The sequence below is a fragment of the Polymorphospora rubra genome, assembly GCF_018324255.1.
Classification (GTDB): Bacteria; Actinomycetota; Actinomycetes; order Mycobacteriales; family Micromonosporaceae; genus Polymorphospora; species Polymorphospora rubra.
The window spans coordinates 4886055-4905705 of record NZ_AP023359.1 but is presented as its reverse complement, the minus strand read 5'-3'; the positions used below and the strand labels follow the sequence as shown (position 1 = coordinate 4905705).

Below are 19651 nucleotides of genomic sequence, written 5' to 3'. Positions count from 1 at the left end.
CGTCACGCGGCATAGACCTCGAACTCACCGATCTGCCCGGCCGGCCAGCCGGTGTTGGCGCTGATCGACAGCCGGACGTAGCGGGTGGCGGTCGCGGTGAACTGGATGGTCGTCGCGTTGCCGGTGGCCGGGTCGAAGACGCGCCCGGCCGACCCGGCGAGCGTGGTGAAGGTGGTGCCGTTGGTGCTGCCCTGCACCGACAGCGTCTGGGTACGCGTCTGCCAGGCCGTGGCCGGCGGGAGCTTCAGCACCACCCGGCCGACGGCGACGGCGGCGCCCAGGTCCACCTGAATCCACTGTGGAAAGGCGTTGTTTGCGCTCTCCCAGTAGCTGGCGGGGTTGCCGTCGACGGCGTTGCCGGACACCAGGTTCTGGGTGTGGCCGCTGGCCGAGGTCGGCCGGCCGGCGGCCAGGTTGGTGACGGGTTGCGTCGCCGTCCCGTAGACCTGGAGCCGGGACAGCTGGGCCGCCGGCCAGCCGGTGTTGCCGGTGACGGTGACCCGTACGTGGCGGGCGGTCGTCGCCGGGACGTTGATCGTCACCTGGTTGCCGGTGGCGGGGTCGAAGACGCGCCCGGCCGGGCCGGCGATCGTCGTGAACGCGGAGCCGTCGCCGCTGCCCTGCACCGACAGGGTCTGGGTACGCGTTCCCCAGCCCGCCGGCAGGGCGAGCACGACCCGCTCGACCGACCGGGGCGCGCCCAGGTCGACCTGGATCCACTGCGGCAGCGCCCCGGCACTCTCCCAGTACGTGGCGGTGCTGGTGTCGACGGCGTTCGCGGCGACGTACGGGCCGTTCTGGCTGCTCGCCGAGGTGGGCCGGCCGGCGGCGAGGTCACCGGTCGGGTCGGGGCCGCCGAGCGTCGGCGGGGTCGGGCGCACCGGGGTCAGCGGGAGCTGCCCCTTGAGCATCCGGCCGCCGTCGGCGGTGATCCGCAGGTAGTAGTCCGACGAGCAGGCCACCCCGTCCTCGTCGAGGGCCCGGATGCCGGTGCCGGCCGGCACCCAGGCCGCCGTCTCGGCGGTCTTGGCGATCTGGTTGCCCTCGTTGTATTCGTCGAACATCGACACGTACAGGCCCTGGGCGCCGAGCCGGACCAGGTTGTAGAAGTGCCGCCAGTAGAAGTCGCCGTGCACCCGGTGGCCGGCGGACAGGTCGCCGGGCATGACACAGGGCTGGTAGTCGACGCCGCGGGCGTTGCAGTCGGCCTGGTCGGGGACGTTGACGTTGGTGTGGAACCAGTCGAGGCCGTCGAGGGTGCCGGTGCGGCCGACCATCCACGGCGAGATCATGTCGAAGGCGCGGTAGACGTCGGAGAAGCCGGGCCGCGAGTCGTTGATCCCGGTACGCCAGTAGGTCGGCACGCCGCCGATGACGTAGCAACCCTGGGCCTTGAACCAGTTGACCACCTCGAGGCAGGGGGCCGGGGCGAACGGGCGGCCGGGGTCGTTGAAGCCGAAGCCCCAGATGCAGACGACGGGCTTGCCGTTCTGCCGGGCGTAGGCCGGTGACGCGGTGTACGCCGACATCTTCGTGGTCCAGTCGGTCTTCAGCTCCGACTGCATGTTCGTCCAGCTCGTGACGTCGTACATGAGATAGAACCTGCGGCCGAAGCGCTCGGCCGCGTCGCGGACCTTGACCGCCATGGCGTCGCGGGTCGGGCCCTCGTCGCCGAACGGGTTGAACCGTTGCAGGGCGGCGGTGTCGCAGCCGTGGTCGCGCATCCACCGGAAGTGCGTGTCGACGGTCTGCTGGTCGTACGACGAGAAGAGGGTCGCCGGCTGGCCGTTGCCGAGGTTGGGGTAGGCGGTCGGGTAGCCGCGGGTGTATTCGCGCATGTCCGGCCAGGACACGATCGTGGTGTTGGCCGGCGACGGCGGCTGGAAGCGGTCGCGGCTCCAGTGCCACCAGCCGCCGATCGGCGCGCCGTCGCCAGGGCAGGAGAACCAGCCCTGGTAGCCGACGGTGATCTTTCCGACGACGTCGCCGACCGGACTGGCCGCGTGGGCCGGGGAGGCCGCGGCGAGCAGCTCGGAGGTGGACACGGCGGCGAGGGCCGACCCGGCGACCACCGACGACACGAAACTGCGACGGGTGACAGGCATGGGTGCTCCACTTCCTGGAACCAGGTGCATCGATGCCCGGCATACTGCCAGCTTTGTTCACACAATCGCAATACTTGAATCGCTCGATGGAAATACTGAACCACCGACCGCAAGATGCCGACCCCGCCATCCCTCCCCTCGCGATCTTGCAGTTATCTCCCCCATTTGCGGTGATTCGGGCGAATATTTGCGCAAGATCGCGGGAGCGCCGCGGCGGCGGCCCACGGGCCGCCGCCGCGGCCGCGCGCGAGCTAGGCGTGGCCCAGGTATTCGCGCAGGTGGCGGGCGGTCAGCGAGGTGCCGTTCGCGATCAGGTCGGCCGGGGTGCCGGTGAAGACGACCTGCCCGCCGTCGTGTCCGGCGCCCGGACCGAGATCGATCAGCCAGTCGGCGTGCGCCATCACCGCCTGGTGGTGCTCGATGACGATGACCGTGTTGCCGGCGTCGACCAGCCGGTCCAGCAGGGCCAGCAGTTGGTCCACGTCGGCCAGGTGCAGGCCGGTCGTCGGCTCGTCGAGAACGTACGTCGCCGCCTTCTCGGCCATGTGGATCGCCAGCTTCAGCCGCTGCCGCTCACCGCCGGACAGCGTGGTCAGCGGCTGCCCGAGTCCGAGATAGCCCAGGCCCACGTCGGCGAGCCGGTCGAGGATGGTCCGGGCCGCACCGGACGGGAAGAAGTCCCGCGCCTGGGCGACCGACATCGCCAACACCTCGCTGATGTCCTTGCCCCGCAGCTTGTGGGTCAGCACCTCGGCGGTGAACCGCCGGCCCTCACACACCTCGCAGACCGTCGCCACCCCGGCCATCATCGCCAGGTCGGTGTAGACCAGCCCGATCCCCTTGCAGTTCGGGCAGGCACCCTCGGAGTTCGCGCTGAACAGGGCGGCCTTCACCCCGTTGGCCTTCGCGAACGCGGTACGGATCGGGTCGAGCAGCCCGGTGTAGGTGGCCGGATTGCTGCGCCGGGAGCCGCGGATCGCGGTCTGGTCGACCACCACCACACCGTCGCGGCGGGTCAACGAGCCGTGGATCAGCGAACTCTTGCCGGAGCCCGCCACGCCCGTCACGACGGTGAGCACGCCGAGCGGGATGTCGACGTGCACGTCCTTGAGGTTGTGCAGCCGGGCACCGGTGATCGACACCTGTCCGGTCGGTTTCCGTACGGCGTCGCGCAGCGTCACCCGGTGGTCGAGGTGCCGGCCGGTCAGCGTGCCGGAGGCGCGCAGGCCGGCGAGGTCGCCGGTGTAGCAGACCTGTCCCCCGGCGGAGCCGGCCCCGGGGCCGAGATCGACCACGTGGTCGGCGATCTGGATCACCTCGGGCTTGTGCTCCACGACGAGCACCGTGTTGCCCTTGTCGCGTAGCCGCAGCAGCAGGTCGTTCATCCGGGCGATGTCGTGCGGGTGCAGCCCGACGGTCGGCTCGTCGAAGACGTACGTGACGTCGGTGAGGCTGGAGCCGAGGTGGCGGACCATCTTGACCCGCTGCGACTCGCCACCGGACAGGGTGCCGGACTCGCGGTCGAGGCTGAGGTAACCCAGCCCGATCTCGACCAGCGAGTCCAGCGTCTCGGTCAGCCCGGCCAGCAGCGGCGCCACCGACGGGTCGGAGATCTTGCGGACGAACTCGGCCAGGTCGCTGATCTGCATCGCGGCACATTCGGCGATGTTCCGTCCGGCGATCCGGCAGCCGAGCACCGCCGGGTTGAGTCGGGTGCCGCCGCAGTCCGGGCAGGAGGCGTAGACCACGGCCCGGTCGACGAACGCCCGGATGTGCGCCTGCATCGATTCCCGGTCCTTGGCCAGGATGGTGCGCCGGACCTTGACCAGCAGGCCCTCGTACGTGGTGTTGAGGCCGCTGATCTTGACTTTGGTCGACGGCTTGTTGAGGAAGTCGTCCCACTGCTGCGGGGTGTAGTCCTTCAGCTTCACCGCCGGGTCGACGAACCCGGAATGGGCGATGCTCTGCCAGTACCAGCCGCCGACGTTGAACCCGGGAACGGTGATCGCGCCCTCGTCGAGCGACAGTTCCCGGTCGACCAGCTCGTCGATGTCGACGTCGGTGACCCGACCGAGCCCCTCACAGCGCGGGCACATGCCGTCGGGGGCGTTGAAGCTGAACGCCGTGGCCGGACCGACGTACGGCTCGCCGAGCCGGCTGAAGACGATCCGCAGCATCGTGTACGCGTCGGTGGCGGTGCCGACCGTCGACCGCGAGTTGGCGCCCATCCGCTCCTGGTCGACGACGATCGCCGCGCTCAGGTTGCGCAGCGCGTCGACGTCCGGCCGGCTCGGGCTGCCCATGAACGACTGGAGGAATGCCGTGTAGGTTTCGTTGATCAGGCGCTGCGACTCCGCGGCGATGGTGCCGAAGACCAGCGACGACTTGCCCGACCCGGAGACGCCGGTGAAGACGGTCAGCCGGCGTTTGGGGATGTCCAGGGAGATGTTGGTCAGATTGTTCTCGCGGGCACCACGCACCTCGATCACGTCGTGGCTGTCGGCGGGCAGGATGCGGTTCGGCACAGCGTCCGGCATGGGGATTCCTTCTTGGAAGTTGGCACCCGATCGATCCAGGCGAGATAGCTTTATGCCATAAAGAAAAACTCGGCAGGCAACCATACACCCCCGGGAGCAACGCGTGGTGGTATTCGTCGGACAGGGCGACGCACGGCGGTCCATGACCCTGCTGTGGCGCGCCGACCGCACCGAACCCGCCCCCGCCCGCCCCGGCCGACGGCCGGGCCTGACCGTCGACGAGATCGTCGACGCCGCCATCGCACTGGCCGACACCGGCGGAATGGCGGCCCTGTCGATGAACGCGGTCGGGGAACGGCTCGGCCGCACCGGAATGGCCCTTTACACGTACGTCCCCGGCAAGGCCGAACTCGTCGACCTGATGTACGACCGGGTGCTCGCCGAGGTGCCGACCGACCCGCCCGCCAGTGACGACTGGCGGGCCACCCTGACCACCTGGTCGGAGAGCCTCTGGGAGTTCTACCTGCGCCACCCGTGGATGCTCCAGATCTCGCACGCCCGGGCGGTGCTCGGCCCGAACGAGTACACGATGCTGGAGACGGTCGTCCGCATCCTGTCCGGCAGCAACCTGCCGGCCCCCGTCCTCATGCGCGTCGTCAACTCCCTGCTGCACTTCGTCCGCGGCGTGGCCCGGACGATCGCCGAGACCCGCCAGGCTCCCGGCGTCACCGGCGTCTCCGACGACCAGTGGTGGTACGCCCGCTCGGCCCTGCTCGACGAGGTCACCCCCGACTTCGCCGAGCGGTTCCCGACCATCAGCCGGCTCGCCGAAGAGCGGGCCTTCGAGATGGCCGACGAATCCGTCCCCTACCTGGAACAGGAAGCCCGCGAGACGTTCCACATCGGACTATCCGTCTTCCTCGACGGCATCGAGGCCCGGATCAGGCGGACGCCGGCGGGTCCGGGTCCGGCCGGGCCGGAAGCGGGCCGCTGAACACCACCATCTGGTCGATGCGACCGTCGCGTACGTGCACCGTGTCGACGCCGTCGAGCACCACCGCACCGCTGGCGTCCCGGTAGGCCCAGGCGTACCTCGCCCACTCCCCCGGCGCGTCGACCGCACTGGTCCGCACCATCCGGCCGGGCCCCCGCCCGTGGCCACGCAGGTACGTCACGAAGTTCTCCAACGCCATCAACCCCCGGGTACGCCCCAACGGCCCCAGAACGTGACGTCACGAGTGAACGCCTCGGCCAGCAACTCGGACATTCGTTCGCCGGACGGGGTGTTGAAGGCCGCGATGAAGGTGTCCACCAGCCGCTGCACCGGGTCGTCATGCATCCCCAGGTCATACCACCGAACCGCCGGCCGTGCCCGCGTCGGGGGTGCCGACCGCGGGCGCACGACGGGCCGCGGGCGCACGACGGGCCGCGGGCGCACGACGGGCCGCGGGCGCACGACGGGCCGCGGGGATGCGGGCCAGCGGGGATGCTCGCCGGATGCCGCGCCTCGCCAAGGTCCCCAGAGAGCTGGCCTTCCTGCCCTTTGTCGGAAGTCGGGCGGTCGCCCGGGGACTGATCACCAAACGGATGCTCAGTGGGCAGACCTGGCACCGGCTGCTGCCCGATGTCTACGTGCACGCCGACGGCTACCAGCCCGACGACCACCGGATGTGGTGCGACGCCGTCGCGCTGACCCTGCCACCGGGCGCGGCCATCTGTGCACGTAGCGCAGCCTTCCTCTGGGGTGTGAATCTCCTTGATCGGCAAACTCCCGTTGCGGTCGTGCTGCCGAGCACCTACCGGCCCCGCGGGCACCAACGCGTGGCAGTCAGCTACCAACGACTGACCGGCGACGACATCACCCGCTTCGCGAACCTGCCGGTCACCACCCCTACCCGCACCGCGTTCGACCTCGGACGCATCCTGCCCCGCACCGACGCCGTCGTGGCCGTCGACGCACTGCTCGCCCGGCGAGTCGTCCGACTCGACACCCTCGCCGGATATCTCGCCGCCCACCCGCCCTGCCCCGGGATCAGGCAACTCCGGCAGGTACTCGCCATCGCCGAGCCGCTCAGCGGATCACCGATGGAGACCAGGCTCCGACTCGTGCTGGTCGACGGTGGCCTGCCGCCGCCCGTCGCCCAGCACGGGGTGCACGACAGCCGGGGCCGGTTGGTCGGCCGGGTCGACCTGGCCTATCCAGGGTGGCGGATCGCCATCGAGTACGAGGGCGACCACCACCGCGAACGCGCCCAGTTCCGCCGCGACGTCGCCCGGCTCAACGACCTGCGGGCCTGCGGCTGGCTCGTCCTGCGGTTCACCGCCGACGACGTGCTCCGGCACCCGGACCGGATCATCGCCCTGGTGCGCCAGGCCATCGCCGAGCGCGAGCGCCCCGCCTGAAGCGGCGGGCAGCCATGTCGATCTGGGCGGCAGAGACCTTACCCCGTCCTCGTAAGGTCTCTGCCGCCCAGATCGACAACGGACCGCCCCACGGCAAGGACCGCACGGACCGCCGCCCCACGGCGCGGACCGCACGGACAGCCACCCCACGGCGCACGGCAGGCCACCGCCGAGACGCACAGGCGGCCACCAGCACGGGCGTCCGCGGACACGGGCCACCGCCGAGACGCACAGGCGGCCGCCATGCGTGGTTCGCCCAGTCGTCACCTGACGTTGAGCCGGCGCTACCGCTCACGTCGCCCACTGCCCGGATGCTGTCCGGCGACCGGCCCCGCGTCCCGCCAAACGTGCGGGATCCGGACAGACCGACGCGGACAAGCCGGAGGGCGGCGCGACATGCCCCTGTTGAGCCTGATCGTCCCGGTGTACCGGGTCGAGGACTACCTCGCGCAGTGCCTGGACTCGATCTTCAACCAGTCGTTCGCCGAACGGTCGCCGGACGAACTCGAGGTGATCGCGGTCGACGACGCCTCCGACGACGGCTCCGCGAAGATCCTCGCCTGGTACGCCGAACGCCACGACAACCTGAAGGTCGTCACGCTGGAGCGCAACGGCGGGCTCGGCGCAGCCCGCAACACCGGCATCGACCACGCCACCGGACGCTACGTGTGGTGCGTCGACAGCGACGACTGGCTGCCCGACGGCACCCTGGACGCGGTCGCCGAACGGATCGCCGCCACCGACCCGGACCTGCTGGTCACCGGCTACGCCCGCGTCTATCCCGACCAGCCGGCCGAACACCACCCGGTCACCGACGCCGGCGGCAACCTGCCCGAGACGTTCACCTTCGCGCAGCGGCCCAGGTTGCTCGACGTGCTCTGGATCGCCTGCAACAAGGTGATCCGGCGCGACTTCCTGGCCCGGCACGGCCTGCGGTTCGGCCCCGGCTGGTACGAGGACGTCGCGTTCGTCCTGCCGGTGATGCTCGCCGCGGAACGGATCAGCGTCCTCGACCGCTACTGCTACGCGTACCGCCAGCGGCCGGCCGGCGCGATCACGTTCACGGTCAGCGATCGGCACTTCGAGGTCTTCGACCAGTGGACGCGGGTGTTCGACTTCCTCGACGCCGACCCCGCCCGGTACGAGACACTACGTCCGCTACTCTTCCAGCGGATGATCTGGCACTGCTTCCAGGTGCTCGGCCACCACAGCCGGGTACCACGGTCGATGCGCCGGGCCTATTTCGCGCGCCTGACCGAGCAGTACGCACGCCATCTGCCGGCCGGCGGCGCTCCGGTACCGCCCGGCAACGACGGCGTCAAGCAGCGGATGGCGGCGGCGGGTGCCTATCGTCTGTTCGAATTGTCGATGGCCGCATGGCAGTTGCGGGGCCGGATGTCCGGGCACACCGGTCAGCCGGGCACCCGCCGGCAGGCGGTGGCTGCGGGAGGAACAGGCTGACATGTCGCGGGATGACGCCGGGTCCGGTCCGGATCACCAACCCACGGGCGTCGGCCCGACCGGCTGGCGACTGCTCGGCGCGCCGCCACCGGACCGCGAGGAGCGGATCAGCCGTACCGTCGGGTTGCGGGTCCTGCGGCTGCCCGGATCACGCCGGGTACTGATCGTCGCCGGTTCCGTGGACCGGGTGCGCGAACTGGCCGCCGACCCGTTCGCGGTCACCCCGTTCCGGGTGGCGACGGTCGTGGTGGCCTGGTGGCGCCGGCCCCGGCTGGGCTGGTCGGGGGCGATCGGCCCACTCCCCCGGGTGCTCAGCCACCAGGTCTCGTTCCCCCGGCTGCGGCGCGGCTCCGCGACGGTCACCGTACGGCTGGCCCGGGCGCTGCCGCTGCGCGACATCCTGCGGGCGGTGCTGCCCGCGATCGGTTCGGACAGCCCGCTGCCGGCACCGGTGAGCGCCGATCTGACCAGCCACGGCCGGCCACCGGCCTACCTGCCGACGACGGCCTCGGTGGCCCTGCGGGAGCTGCCGGTAAGCAGCGACATCCGGGCCCACGACGTGGTGCTCGAACACGGCGGTCCGGCACCCCGCGACGGCTACGGCGAGGCCGGTCCGCCGTACGGGATCGGTTTCCGGACCGGCCCGCACGGCCTGACCGCCCCGGCGGCGGTGCTGTTCGACGCGGGCCGGATCAACCCGCGCGGCCGGCGGGCCGACGCCAACCGGCCGGACGCCCCCGGGTACGCCTCGGCTTCGGCCCGGCCGGGCGTGGCCTCGGCGGCCGGCTGGACGGAACCGGACCGGACGCGACGACGCTGGCCACCCTGCGGCTGGTCGGCGTGGTCGAGTGCCCGCAGGTGCCGGCGACCACCCCGGTGGAGACGGCGGCACTGCTGGTGCAGCTCGCCGCGACCGGTGCCGTGCTGCACACGCCGAAGCTGCCCGCCCCGGTCGCCGACCTGATCGTGCCGGAGCTACGGGACATCATCACCGGCCCGGCACCCGCCGGCGACGAGCTGGCGCGGGAGGCCCGCAGCGTACGGCAGCGCCGGGCCGCGCTGCGCGGGCACGCGACCGGTTTCGCGCTGCCCCGGATCGCCGCCGGCCGGTTCCCCGAGCTCGGCCGGCCGCCGACGGTCAGCGCGCTGCTCGCCACCCGGCGGCCGGAGATGCTGGCCGGCGCGCTCGACGCGATCATCGGCCAGACCTATCCGGAGCTGGAGGTCGTCCTCTGCCTGCACGGGATCGAACTGCCGGCGGAGATCCGGGCCCGGCTCACCGGCTGCGGCCGGCCGTACCAGATCCTCGAGGTGCCGGACACGGTCAGCTTCGGTGAGGCGCTGGGCGCGGCGACCCGGCGGGCCAACGGCACGCTGGTCACCAAGTTCGACGACGACGACAGCTATGGCACCGAGCACGTCTGGGACCTGGTCCTGGCCCGGCACTATTCGGGGGCGACGCTGGTCGGCAAGGGCAGCGAGTTCGTCCACCTGGAGACGCTGGGCATCACCGTACGGCGGCCGTCCGGGGTGCCGGAGGGCGACGGCGAACTCGTCGCCGGTGGCACGATGCTGCTCGCCAGGGGTGACCTGGAGGCGGTGGGCGGCTGGCGGCCGGTGCCCCGGTCGGTCGACTTCGGCCTGCTGGAGCGGCTGCGGCAGGCCGGCGCGGTGATCTTCCGGACGCATCCGCTGGGCTACGTCTACCACCGCCGCGACAGCGGGCACACCTGGGATCCGGGCCAGAACTACTTCCTCGAGGCGGCTCACACCCGGTGGACCGGGATCCCCGAGGACGCGTTCGCCAACCCGCCCCAGCCGGTCGGCGAGCCGCTCGCACTCCACTGAGCCGATCGGTACGGTGACGCTGCCGCGCACCGTGATCGTCAGGAGCAGAGATGACCGCCGTACCGTCCCTGACCCTGTCGGGTGTCGTGCTCGGAACGCCGGACCCGCAGGCGCTCGCCGCCTTCTACCAGCGGCTGCTCGGCTGGTCGGTGGAGCAGTTCGAACCGAACTGGGTCAAGCTGCGCTCGCCCGACGGCGGGGCGGGACTGTCGTTCCAGACCGAGTCCGACCACCGGCGGCCGACCTGGCCGGCCGGCCCCGGCGACCAGCAGATGATGGTCCACCTCGACATCGCGGTCGACGATCTCGACGTGGCCGGCGCGCACGCGGTCGCCGCCGGGGCGACCCTCGCCGACTTCCAGCCGCAGGACGACGTCCGGGTGTACATCGATCCCGCCGGACATCCTTTCTGCCTCTTCCTGCGCGACTGAGCCGCCGCGCGCGCGACGCGCGCACCCTTCTGCCTCTTCCTGCGCGACTGAGCCGGCGCGCGACGGCGGCCCCAGCCGGGCCTCAGCGGCGGGCGCGGCGGACCAGGTAGATCAGCGCTCCGGCGGCGACGACGGCGGCACCGGTCAGTACCGACGACAGCGGCAGTGCCGCCGCCAGCACCAGGCAGCCGGCCAGGCCGACGGCCGGCACCAGCCGGCGCCGGCCGAGCGTCCACGCCGACGCGTTCGCGACCGCGTAGTAGAGCAGCACCCCGAACGAGGAGAACCCGATCGCGCCGCGCACGTCGACGAGGGCGACCACGACCGCGACGACGAGACCGACGGCGAGTTCGGCGCGGTGCGGCACCCCGTGGCGCGGGTGCACGGCGTCGAGGGCGGCGGGCAGGTGCCGGTCGCGGGCCATCGCGAACGCGGTCCGCGACACGCCGAGTACCAGGGCCAGCAGGGCGCCGGCCGCGGCGAGCGCGGCGCCGACCCGGACGACCGGGACCAGCCAGTGCGCGCCCGCGACGGTCACCGCCTCGGCCAGCGGCGCGGTCGCCGTCGCGGTGCGCTCCGGTCCGAGTACGACCAGCAGGGTGACCGCGATCGCGGTGTAGACGGCGAGGGTGACGCCGAGCGCGCCGACGATGGCGCGCGGGATGGTGCGGGCCGGGTCGGTGACCTCCTCGCCGAGCGTGGCGACCCGGGCGTACCCGGCGAACGCGAAGAACAGCAGCCCGGCGGCCTGGAGTACGCCGAGCGTCGGGAACGGTCCGGAGCCGAACACGCCGGCCGGCCCCGGCGTGCCGGTGGCCCCGACCAGACCGGCGACCACGACGGCCACCAGGACGGCTAGGACGACGGCGACGATGATCCGGGTCGCGGTCACCGACCGTTGCACGCCGTGCCAGTTCAGGGCGGTGACCGCCAGTACGACGAGGACGGCGGCCGGCCGCTCGAACCCCGGTACGGCGTACGCGGCGAAGGTGAGCGCCATCGCCGCGCAGGAGGCGGTCTTGCCGACGACGAACGACCAGCCGGCCAGGTATCCCCAGAACGGTCCCAGGCGTTCGCGGCCGTATACGTAGGTGCCGCCGGAGAGCGGATACCGGGTGGCGAGGCGGGCCGACGAGATCGCGTTGCAGTACGCGACCAGGGCGGCCAGCGCCAGCGCGACGAGCAGCCAACGGCCGGCGGCGGCCGCGGCCGGCGCGAACGCGGCGAAGACCCCGGCGCCGATCATCGCGCCGAGGCCGATCACGACGGCGTCGGGCAGACTGAGTCGCCGGGCGAGCCGGTTGTCGGACATGACGCCATTGCAGCACCGGCGGATCAGGGCCGTGCGGGCGGGGCGGCGGGCGGGTGGCCGGAGCTGATCGAACGGTTTGACTACCCGGCCTCACCCGGCCCGGCGGACGTTGAATAGGTTTGCCGGTATGGCTATCTCCAGGCGGGGCCGGATCGTCCTGCTCGTACACGCCGCCGTCGTGCTCGTGCTGGCGCTCGCGTTCCTGGTGCTGGACGCGAACACCGGGCCGGACGCCAACATCGGCGCCGGGCTCGCCGGCCTGCCGCTGCTCGCGCTCGGGCTGCCGTGGTCGTTGTTCTACTTCGCCGACCCGTACGCCTTCGGTGACGTGGCGGCGGCGGTACGGCTGCTGGCGATCGTCGGTCCGGCGGTGCTCAACGTGGTCCTGCACGCCCTGGTCTGGTGGCTGGTCGGCCGCCGGCGGACCTGACGTCGGACCGGGTGCGGCCGGCCGGCGGGTGCGCCGGCCGGCCGCCTCCGTGATCAGGCCCTCGGTACGTTCAGGACCCGTTCCTGTGCCGCTTCGACGTTGCCGGAGATGTCGACCGAGAACCAGCGCACCGTCGTCCTCGCGCTGATCGTGATCTGCTCGGCGCCCTCCCGGTAGCCGGCGAACCCGAGCTTCGCCGACGCGGTGGTGGGCTCGGAACCGTCCAACGTGTAGTAGATGTTGGCCGGCTCGTCGACCTTGAAGGTGAACGTGGTGGTCCCGGCACCCTTGCCCTTGACCAGCAGCTCCGACGTCGGCCTGGTCTGGTCGGCCGCGTACTGCTTGGCGACCTCGAGGATCGCGATCTGGCCGTTGGCGAACTCCATCGCCTCCTGGTGGCCCTCGGCGAAGTCCGGCTGGAAGCCGACCGGCTGCCAGCGGTTGGTCGCCGGGTCCCAGACATCGGCGCCGACCTCGAAGTTCCAGGCGATGATGTCGTGGTTGTACCAGTGCGCGTCGGCGCTGTTTCCGGCCGCCGAGTAGAGCACGTCGGTGACCGGGCCGGTACGTCCCGGCCAGATCGCCGTACCGCGCCACGCCTGGACGGCGCTGAGAATCTTCGTCGAGGCGTTCCAGAAATAGTTCTCGGTGCCGTAGTCGGGACGGGGCAGCACCTCACGCCCGGCCGACTTGTAGGCGCCTGGCGCCCACATGAAGTAGCCGCCGTACGAGTGGGTGTTCATCGAGAACTTGATGTTCGGGAACGTCTCGACCAGCCAGTCCTCGTTCTTCGCCTCCGGCTCGGACTGCTCCGACGGGCCGGCGTACGAGCCGCTGGTGCAGCTCGACGACGCGCCGGAGTAGCCGTCGAACAGCGAGCCGACGTCCTGGTTGCGGTTGAGGTCGACGCCCCACGCGTTGCGCTGGGCCGGGTCGGACCAGACGGCGTCGCAGTGGTTGGTGAGGTTCTTCCGCTGGCCGTTGAAGTCGTACATGCTGTAGTGCGCGCCGTCGGGGTTGATCACCGGCACGACGAAGATGTCCAGCCCGTTGACCAGGTTGCGGGTCTTGGTGTCCAGCTCGTAGTTGCGCACCAGCCGCTCGGCGGTCTCCAGGCAGGTGATCGGGGTGACCCATTCCCGGGCGTGCTGCTGGCAGAAGAGGTAGACACCGGGCTTGGAGCCGTCGCGGGCCCGGCCGATCCGCAGCGCCTTGGTCTGGAAGGGCTCCCGGGAGATGTGGGCCGGGGCCTGGAGGTTGTCGCTGAGCCGGCTGGTGGCGACCGGGCGCACCACGCCGGCACCGGCGTTGCCCCGGTAGGTGCTGGCGGTCAGCAGCGCCGAGGACGCCGGCTCGCCGTTGAGGGCGGCGACGACCTGCGCGGCGGTGCTGGTTACGGCGCCCGCGCCGTCGGTCGCCAGCGACACCACCACGGTACGGCCGCTGACGAGGACGGTCAGCGGTCGGTTCGCGGCCCCCGGGTCGATCATGGAGACGGTGGTGTCGTTGCCGCCCTCGTGTCCCCACGCCCTGGTGGTGACGTAGAGGGTGTTGTCGGCGGCGGAGCCGAACTGCGCCTGTGCCTTGCGGCGGTAGCCGTTGGTCAGGTACGGCAGGTCGATGATCTGGGTGATCTTCGGGAACTCCTCGGACAGCGACTCGATCCGCTCGGTGATCTCCGTCGGGTCCATGTAGCGGTCGATGAAGTCGGTGAGGTAGTGCGGTCCCGGTGCCGGCCGCGGCTTGCCGAGCCACTTCGTCACCGGCGCCTTCGCGGTCCCGCCCCGGTTGCTGGTGAAGGTCACCCGGGCCGGCTGCGGGGTGTTCAGCGCGAGCGGGGCCGAGAACCGGTGGTACATGTACTGCCCGGCGTCGCTGAACCGGGTCATCGTCGCGGTGCCGCCGGAGGCCGGTGGGGTGTCCCGCCCGGTGTCCCAGCTCGCGGTCAGCACCGTCTGGGCGTCGGTCGCGCTCGACTTGACCTCGAACGACAGGAAGCGGTTGCCGTCGAGGCTGGTGAACCACTCGGCCCGCAGCACGGTCAGGGTGTCCGTGTCGGCCTCGGCCGCCTCCGCCGAGGCGATCGCCGCCGCCCGGTCGGCGACGTTCTCGGCGTGGTCGGTCTGGTCGGCGATGGCGTCGCGTACGTCGAAGCCCATCTCCCGAAGGGCGGTGCTCTCCGGCGGGCTGAGTACGGCGTGCACCTCGATGCCGCCGGGCACCGGCTTGCTGTATTCGGTGAGGTCGACGCCGAGCGCGTTGAGCTGGTCGATCTGGGCCTGGTCGGTGGCGACGACCCGCATGAGGGCCACGCCGTTCTGCTCGAAGGTGGACTTGCGCTCGGGCTCGACCTGTCCGTCCGCGCCGGGCGGGGTGGCCAGGCTGGGCAGGGCGGCCATGCCCAGTACGGCGGGGATGGTGAGCAGTGCCAGCAGGCGGCTCACCCGGGACCGTCTTGCGCGACTTCTCATGCGGGCTCCTCCGGTTAGCGGCGTGCGGCAGCCCCGCCCGGTGCCGAGGGAAGCGGAACCTTCCCCGGTGTGCTGCCGGCGCATCCCCGCTCGACGTGGGGATGCGCGAAGTTTCCGCCCCGACTTCAACCCTTGTCAATATCCATGATCATCACATTTCCGGCACGCCCGTTACTCCGTCACCACTCCGGGTGATTTTCCGGCCGACCGACCGACGAGGGCGGTCAGGGCGACTTCGAGCACGTCGGGATCGGGCGCCTCGCCGGTCACCATCGCCTGCAGGATGACCCCGTCGAGCAGGGCCCCGACCGCCGCGGCCGGCCCCGCCCCGATCAGCGGCGCGAGCAGGGTACGCAGCTCGTGCAGCCACAACCCGGCCAGCTCACGCAACTCGTCGTTGCGCACAGCGGCCAGGTAGAGCTCGTACTCCAGCAGCATCCGCTGCCGGTCACCGACGGCCAGCCCGGTCATCCAGATCAGGGCGCCGACCACGTCCCGCCCGTCGCCGATCTTCCCGGCCAGGTCGCGGATCTCGCGGCGGACCCGCTCGGCGGCCTGCTCCAGCGCGGCGGCGACCAGGTCGGGCAGGGTCGGGAAGTAGTACGTGGTGGAGCCCAGCGGCACGCCGGCCCGTTCGGCGATCGCGCGGTGGCTGGTGCGGGCGATACCGACCTCGATGACGAGTTCGAGGGCGGCGTCGAGGATGGCCTGCCGGCGGCCCTGCGGGTCGCGCGGGCGGCGCCCAGAATTCATCGGCACTCCCTGCACAGCTACTGTACGGTCGTACATGTACGACCGTACAGCACCATGCGCCGACCCGGCGCGGAGGATCGGAGTCCCCAGGAATGCGCGACAGGCTGACGCCGGCCGCCGACACGAGCACGGCTGCGGGCGCGGGTTGGCGGGAGTGGACCGGGCTGTTCGTGCTCATGCTCCCGGTCCTGCTGATCTCGGTCGACATGACGGTGCTCGGCTTCGCCGTACCCAAGCTCAGCGCCGACCTCGACCCGTCCAGCACCCAACTGCTGTGGATCGTCGACATCTACTCGTTCGTCCTCGCCGGCCTGCTGGTCACCATGGGCAACCTCGGCGACCGGATCGGCCGCCGCCGGCTGCTGATGATCGGCTGCGTCGGGTTCGGCGTGGCGTCACTCGTCGCCGCGTACGCCCCCGACGCCGCGACCCTGGTCGCGGCCCGCGCCCTGCTCGGCGTCGCCGGCGCCACCCTGATGCCGTCCACGCTCTCGCTGCTGCGCAACATGTTCGTCGACGAACGGCAGCGCCTGCTCGCCGTCGCCGCCTGGGGATCGGCGTTCAGCGCCGGCTCCGCCCTCGGCCCGCTGATCGGCGGCTGGCTGCTCGAACACTTCTGGTGGGGCTCGGTCTTCCTGATCAACCTGCCGGTGGTCGCCGTCGCCCTGCTCGCCCTACCCCTGCTGGTGCCCGAGACCCGCGACCCGGCGCCGGGCCGCTTCGACCTGCCCAGCGCCGCCCTGTCGCTGCTCACCATGCTGCCCGTCGTCTACGGCATCAAGACCCTCGCCAAGCGGGAGACGCCGCTGCTCGCGGTCGCCGCGATCGCCGCCGGCCTGATCTTCGGCTACCTGTTCGTACGCCGCCAGCGCACCATCACCGACCCGATGATCGACATCTCGCTCTTCCGGATCCGCCGCTTCAGCGGCGCCGTCGCCACCAACCTCCTGGTGGTCTTCGCGCTGATCGCGGCGATGTTCTTCCTGCCGCAGTACCTCCAGTCGGTCGCCGGCATCTCCCCGCTGCGCGGCGGCCTCCTGCTGCTCCCCGGTGCCCTGCTCTCCATCGTCGCCGGGTTCACCGCCGCCGCCACCGCCCGCCGGGTCGGCATGCAGCGCCTGATCAGCGCCGGAATCACCATCTGCGCCCTCGGATTCGCCGTGATCCTGCTGCTGCCGTACTTCGACGGAGCCGTGATCGTCACCGTCTCGTTCGCGATCACCAACGTCGGCGCCGGCCTGGTCATGACGCTCACCAACAGCATCGTGCTCTCCGCGGTGCCGCCCGCCCGCGCCGGCGCCGCCGCCGCGGTCTCCGAGACCGGGTTCGAACTCGGCGGCGCCCTCGGCGTCGCCGTCCTCGGCAGCGTGCTCGCCTCCACGTACGCGGCGCGACTGCCCGACGTACCCGGCGTCGGCGGGACGGCCATGGACAGCGCCCGGGAGACCATCGGCGGCGCCGTCGCGGTCGCCGCCGAGACCGGCGGTACGGCGGGTCAGGCCCTGCTCGACACCGCCCGGGACGCGTTCACGTTCGGGGTGCAGATCACCAGCGCCGTCGGCGCGGTGCTGTTGGCGGCCACCGCGGTGCAGGCCTGGTTCCTGCTGCGCCCCGGCGCCGGCCAGCCGTCCGCCCCGAGCGGTGACTCGAAGCCGGTCGGTGACCGGAAACCGGCCGGGTGACGCTCAGGACTGGAGGCGGACGCTGAGCCCCTTGCCGCCGAACTCCTCACACACGAACACCGGCTGGCCCGGCCGGCTCGCCACGGCGTCGAACCGGTAGCCGATCTCGTCGAACTCCTCGATCCCGGCCGCCGCGTCGACCCGTCGGGTGACCAGCCACCGGGCGAACGCACCACGGGCGATCTTCGCGTGCACCGTCACGAACTTCGGCTCGCCCGACTTCGGGTCGACGGTCAGGAACTTCGGCGTGACCAGCCGGGCCGCGTCGACGAACGGCGTCACCGTGCGGCTGTATTCGACGGCGGCAAGGTTGACGATGAGCCCGGTCGGCGGGACGCAGCGCGCCACCGCGTCGCCCCAGAAGTCGTACAGGCTGGTGTATTTCGGCCCCGGCAGTTTGTAACCCATCTCCAGCCGGTAGGGACGGATCCCGTCGTACGGGCGCAGGATGCCGTAGAGGCCGGACAGGATGCGCAGCCGCTCGTCGGCGTACTCCCGGTCGGCATCGGACAGGTCACCGATCCGCAACCCGCTGTAGATATCACCGATGAAGCTGTGCACCGCCGGCGACTGCTGGTCCGGCACCGTGTCCCACCGCGCGATGACCTCGTGCGTCTTCTCCGCCAGCGCATCCGACAGCTGCATCACCTCGGCGAGCCGCGCCGGGGGCAGGGTCTTCAGATAGTCGGCCAACTCCTCGGCCCGATCGAGCAGCGCGGGTGTGCGCAGCGGTACGCCATCGCGCGGTGCCGCCCGCATCGCCTTCGAACTGTGGATGAGGATCATCATCGCCGGACCACGAGCCCTTCCGTCGCCTTTTGTCCGGCCCATGATGGCATCCTCGCGGTCCCGGCCGACGGTGCGCCGGCCGGGACCCGCCGCGGCGACCCGGCGCGCGGCCGGCCGACACCCCCCGCGCCGGCCGGCCGCCGCTCACTTGTGGTTCCGCGGCTTCTTGGTTTCCAGGCCGCCCTCGGTGCTCAGCTTCCGCTTCGTGGCCCCGGTCGAGGTCACGATCTCGACCTCGGACTCATCCTCGGACTCTTCCTCGGACTCGCTCTCGGACTCGATCTTGGCCTTCTTCGCCGAACGGCCGCCGTCATCGACCGCCTTCCGCTTCGTGGGTGCAGCCGTCGCGTCCTTCCGCAGTTGCTTGACCTGCGCCATGGTCAACTCCTGCTTCGTCACCAGCGGCTCCCCGTCCTCGCCGGTGTCCGAATCGGAGTTGTACTCGTCGGTGACCGAGTTCCACTTCTGCGCCTGGCCCTTCGTGCGACCCCGGCCGGACAGCGCCATGATGTAGTTCGGGCAGGCGTACAACAGCGTCACGTAGGTATTCGGAATCGCCCGCTCGATCCGGTCGGCCAACTCCGTCACGTCCCGGTCGACGTACTCCTCGATGTCGATGTTGGCCGCCTCGCTCGGCCAGTACGGCCCGGGGCGCACCCCCCGCCCCTGGAACAGATCGAGGTAGCAGGCGACACACGGCCGCTTCACGCCCGCGATGTGCGTCGGGGTGCCCCCCACCGCCCGGCTGATCCGGCGCTCGGCGTGCAGTCCGTCCTCACCGTCGGCGCACACGACGACCTGCTCGGTGAGGGTGGCGCACACCAGGGGGTAGTCCTCGTCCCACCGCGTCGACTCGTCGAGGATCCGTAGGCGCAGCTTCGCCCGGTGCCGCTCCTCACGCTCGCTGAACGTCAGCGCGGAATCGGCCGCCCGCTCGAACCGGTCCAGTTCGTCGAGGATCCGGGTGACGAACTGCGTACCGGTCTTGTACCTTCCGGCGATCCTGGCCAGTTCGGTGTTGCTCTTCCCGCTGTTGGCGGCGACGTACAGCACTCCCTTATGGACGGCGGCCTGCACCTCGACGGGGTTGAGGGCAAGATGGTTCAGGTACTTGAACACCAGGGTCGAGATCCACCGCAGCGCCTGCCCCTCGCGGTCGGAGCCGTACGAGCGCGGCTCGACGACGTTGTCCGAGTCGGCGTAGAAGTCGGCCAGCTTCCCCTTCTTCAGCCCGAGATCGGCACCGGCGTCGCCCCCGGTGGTCACCCGGTGAAGGGTCACCCCCATCTGCGGGATCGGCGCGTCCCTGGCCTCGTCCCAGGTCGCCTTGGCCCCCTGGAGGTGCCACCGCCGCCCGCGGAACTCGTCGTAGAGCTGCTCGATGAATCGGGCCCGGGCCCGGGCCGGCGAATCCGTCGACTTTGTCATCTGGGCTGGCTGGGTCATGCCGATCTCCCCGGATCAGAGGTTCCGCGACACGGAACGGTGC

General features: G+C 71.3%; 17 protein-coding genes. 8 read left to right on the top strand and 9 right to left on the bottom strand.

Features of this window, described 5'->3' with window-relative positions; translation table 11 throughout:
* Window positions 1–2: 2 nt before the first annotated feature.
* Window positions 3–2105, bottom strand: a complete 2103-nt coding sequence (locus Prubr_RS22150) for a glycoside hydrolase family 99 protein (RefSeq protein WP_212816824.1) — start codon at window positions 2103–2105, stop codon at window positions 3–5.
* 251 nt (window positions 2106–2356) lie between these two features.
* A complete protein-coding gene (locus Prubr_RS22145; RefSeq protein WP_212816823.1) occupies window positions 2357–4642 on the bottom strand; it encodes an ATP-binding cassette domain-containing protein in 2286 nt (761 codons plus the stop codon).
* 103 nt (window positions 4643–4745) lie between these two features.
* Between Prubr_RS22145 and Prubr_RS22140 the strand changes: the two genes are divergently transcribed.
* On the top strand, window positions 4746–5576 hold the full coding sequence (locus tag Prubr_RS22140; RefSeq protein ID WP_212816822.1) for a TetR/AcrR family transcriptional regulator: 831 nt from the start codon (window positions 4746–4748) through the stop codon (window positions 5574–5576).
* Here Prubr_RS22140 and Prubr_RS22135 read toward each other — a convergent pair.
* Complete coding sequence (locus Prubr_RS22135) at window positions 5524–5775, bottom strand: hypothetical protein (protein ID WP_212816821.1); 252 nt, start codon at window positions 5773–5775, stop codon at window positions 5524–5526. The genes Prubr_RS22140 and Prubr_RS22135 overlap by 53 nt on opposite strands.
* Window positions 5775–5921 carry a hypothetical protein gene (locus tag Prubr_RS22130; RefSeq protein ID WP_212816820.1) on the bottom strand — a complete coding sequence of 49 codons (147 nt, stop codon included), beginning with the start codon at window positions 5919–5921 and terminating at the stop codon, window positions 5775–5777. The genes Prubr_RS22135 and Prubr_RS22130 overlap by 1 nt, the downstream gene beginning before the upstream one ends.
* 158 nt (window positions 5922–6079) lie before the next feature.
* Here Prubr_RS22130 and Prubr_RS22125 point away from each other — a divergent pair, with 158 nt between their 5' ends.
* The 5 genes from Prubr_RS22125 to Prubr_RS22105 all read left to right on the top strand — a co-directional run bounded on the left by Prubr_RS22125 (window position 6080) and on the right by Prubr_RS22105 (window position 10725).
* Window positions 6080–6985, top strand: a complete 906-nt coding sequence (locus Prubr_RS22125) for a DUF559 domain-containing protein (protein WP_212816819.1) — start codon at window positions 6080–6082, stop codon at window positions 6983–6985.
* Window positions 6986–7381: 396 nt separating this feature from the next.
* On the top strand, window positions 7382–8446 hold the full coding sequence (locus tag Prubr_RS22120; protein ID WP_212816818.1) for a glycosyltransferase family 2 protein: 1065 nt from the start codon (window positions 7382–7384) through the stop codon (window positions 8444–8446).
* Between the two features lies 1 nt (window position 8447).
* Entirely contained in the window at window positions 8448–9410 is a 963-nt protein-coding gene (locus tag Prubr_RS22115; protein WP_212816817.1) for a hypothetical protein, read from the top strand.
* Window positions 9305–10294, top strand: a complete 990-nt coding sequence (locus Prubr_RS22110) for a glycosyltransferase family 2 protein (RefSeq protein WP_212816816.1) — start codon at window positions 9305–9307, stop codon at window positions 10292–10294. The genes Prubr_RS22115 and Prubr_RS22110 overlap by 106 nt, the downstream gene beginning before the upstream one ends.
* Before the next feature lie 50 nt (window positions 10295–10344).
* Entirely contained in the window at window positions 10345–10725 is a 381-nt protein-coding gene (locus Prubr_RS22105) for a VOC family protein (RefSeq protein WP_212816815.1), read from the top strand.
* 82 nt (window positions 10726–10807) lie between these two features.
* Here Prubr_RS22105 and Prubr_RS22100 read toward each other — a convergent pair whose 3' ends face one another.
* Window positions 10808–12037: an APC family permease gene (locus tag Prubr_RS22100; RefSeq protein WP_212816814.1), complete on the bottom strand. Its 1230-nt coding sequence runs from the start codon at window positions 12035–12037 to the stop codon at window positions 10808–10810.
* Between the two features lie 127 nt (window positions 12038–12164).
* Between Prubr_RS22100 and Prubr_RS22095 the strand changes: the two genes are divergently transcribed.
* A complete protein-coding gene (locus Prubr_RS22095) occupies window positions 12165–12467 on the top strand; it encodes a hypothetical protein (RefSeq protein WP_212816813.1) in 303 nt (100 codons plus the stop codon).
* Between the two features lie 53 nt (window positions 12468–12520).
* Here Prubr_RS22095 and Prubr_RS22090 read toward each other — a convergent pair whose 3' ends face one another.
* On the bottom strand, window positions 12521–14938 hold the full coding sequence (locus Prubr_RS22090; protein WP_212816812.1) for a M14 family metallopeptidase: 2418 nt from the start codon (window positions 14936–14938) through the stop codon (window positions 12521–12523).
* Window positions 14939–15109: 171 nt separating this feature from the next.
* Window positions 15110–15691 carry a TetR/AcrR family transcriptional regulator gene (locus tag Prubr_RS22085; RefSeq protein ID WP_212816811.1) on the bottom strand — a complete coding sequence of 194 codons (582 nt, stop codon included), beginning with the start codon at window positions 15689–15691 and terminating at the stop codon, window positions 15110–15112.
* A 92-nt stretch (window positions 15692–15783) separates the two neighbouring features.
* On the opposite strand from Prubr_RS22085, the gene Prubr_RS22080 reads away from it, so the two are divergent.
* A complete protein-coding gene (locus Prubr_RS22080; protein WP_212816810.1) occupies window positions 15784–17373 on the top strand; it encodes an MFS transporter in 1590 nt (529 codons plus the stop codon).
* Window positions 17374–17376: 3 nt separating this feature from the next.
* On the opposite strand, the gene Prubr_RS22075 is transcribed toward Prubr_RS22080, so the two are convergent.
* A complete protein-coding gene (locus Prubr_RS22075; RefSeq protein ID WP_212816809.1) occupies window positions 17377–18162 on the bottom strand; it encodes a YaaA family protein in 786 nt (261 codons plus the stop codon).
* A gap of 144 nt (window positions 18163–18306) precedes the next feature.
* Complete coding sequence (locus Prubr_RS22070; protein ID WP_212816808.1) at window positions 18307–19608, bottom strand: hypothetical protein; 1302 nt, start codon at window positions 19606–19608, stop codon at window positions 18307–18309.
* Window positions 19609–19651: the final 43 nt, after the last annotated feature.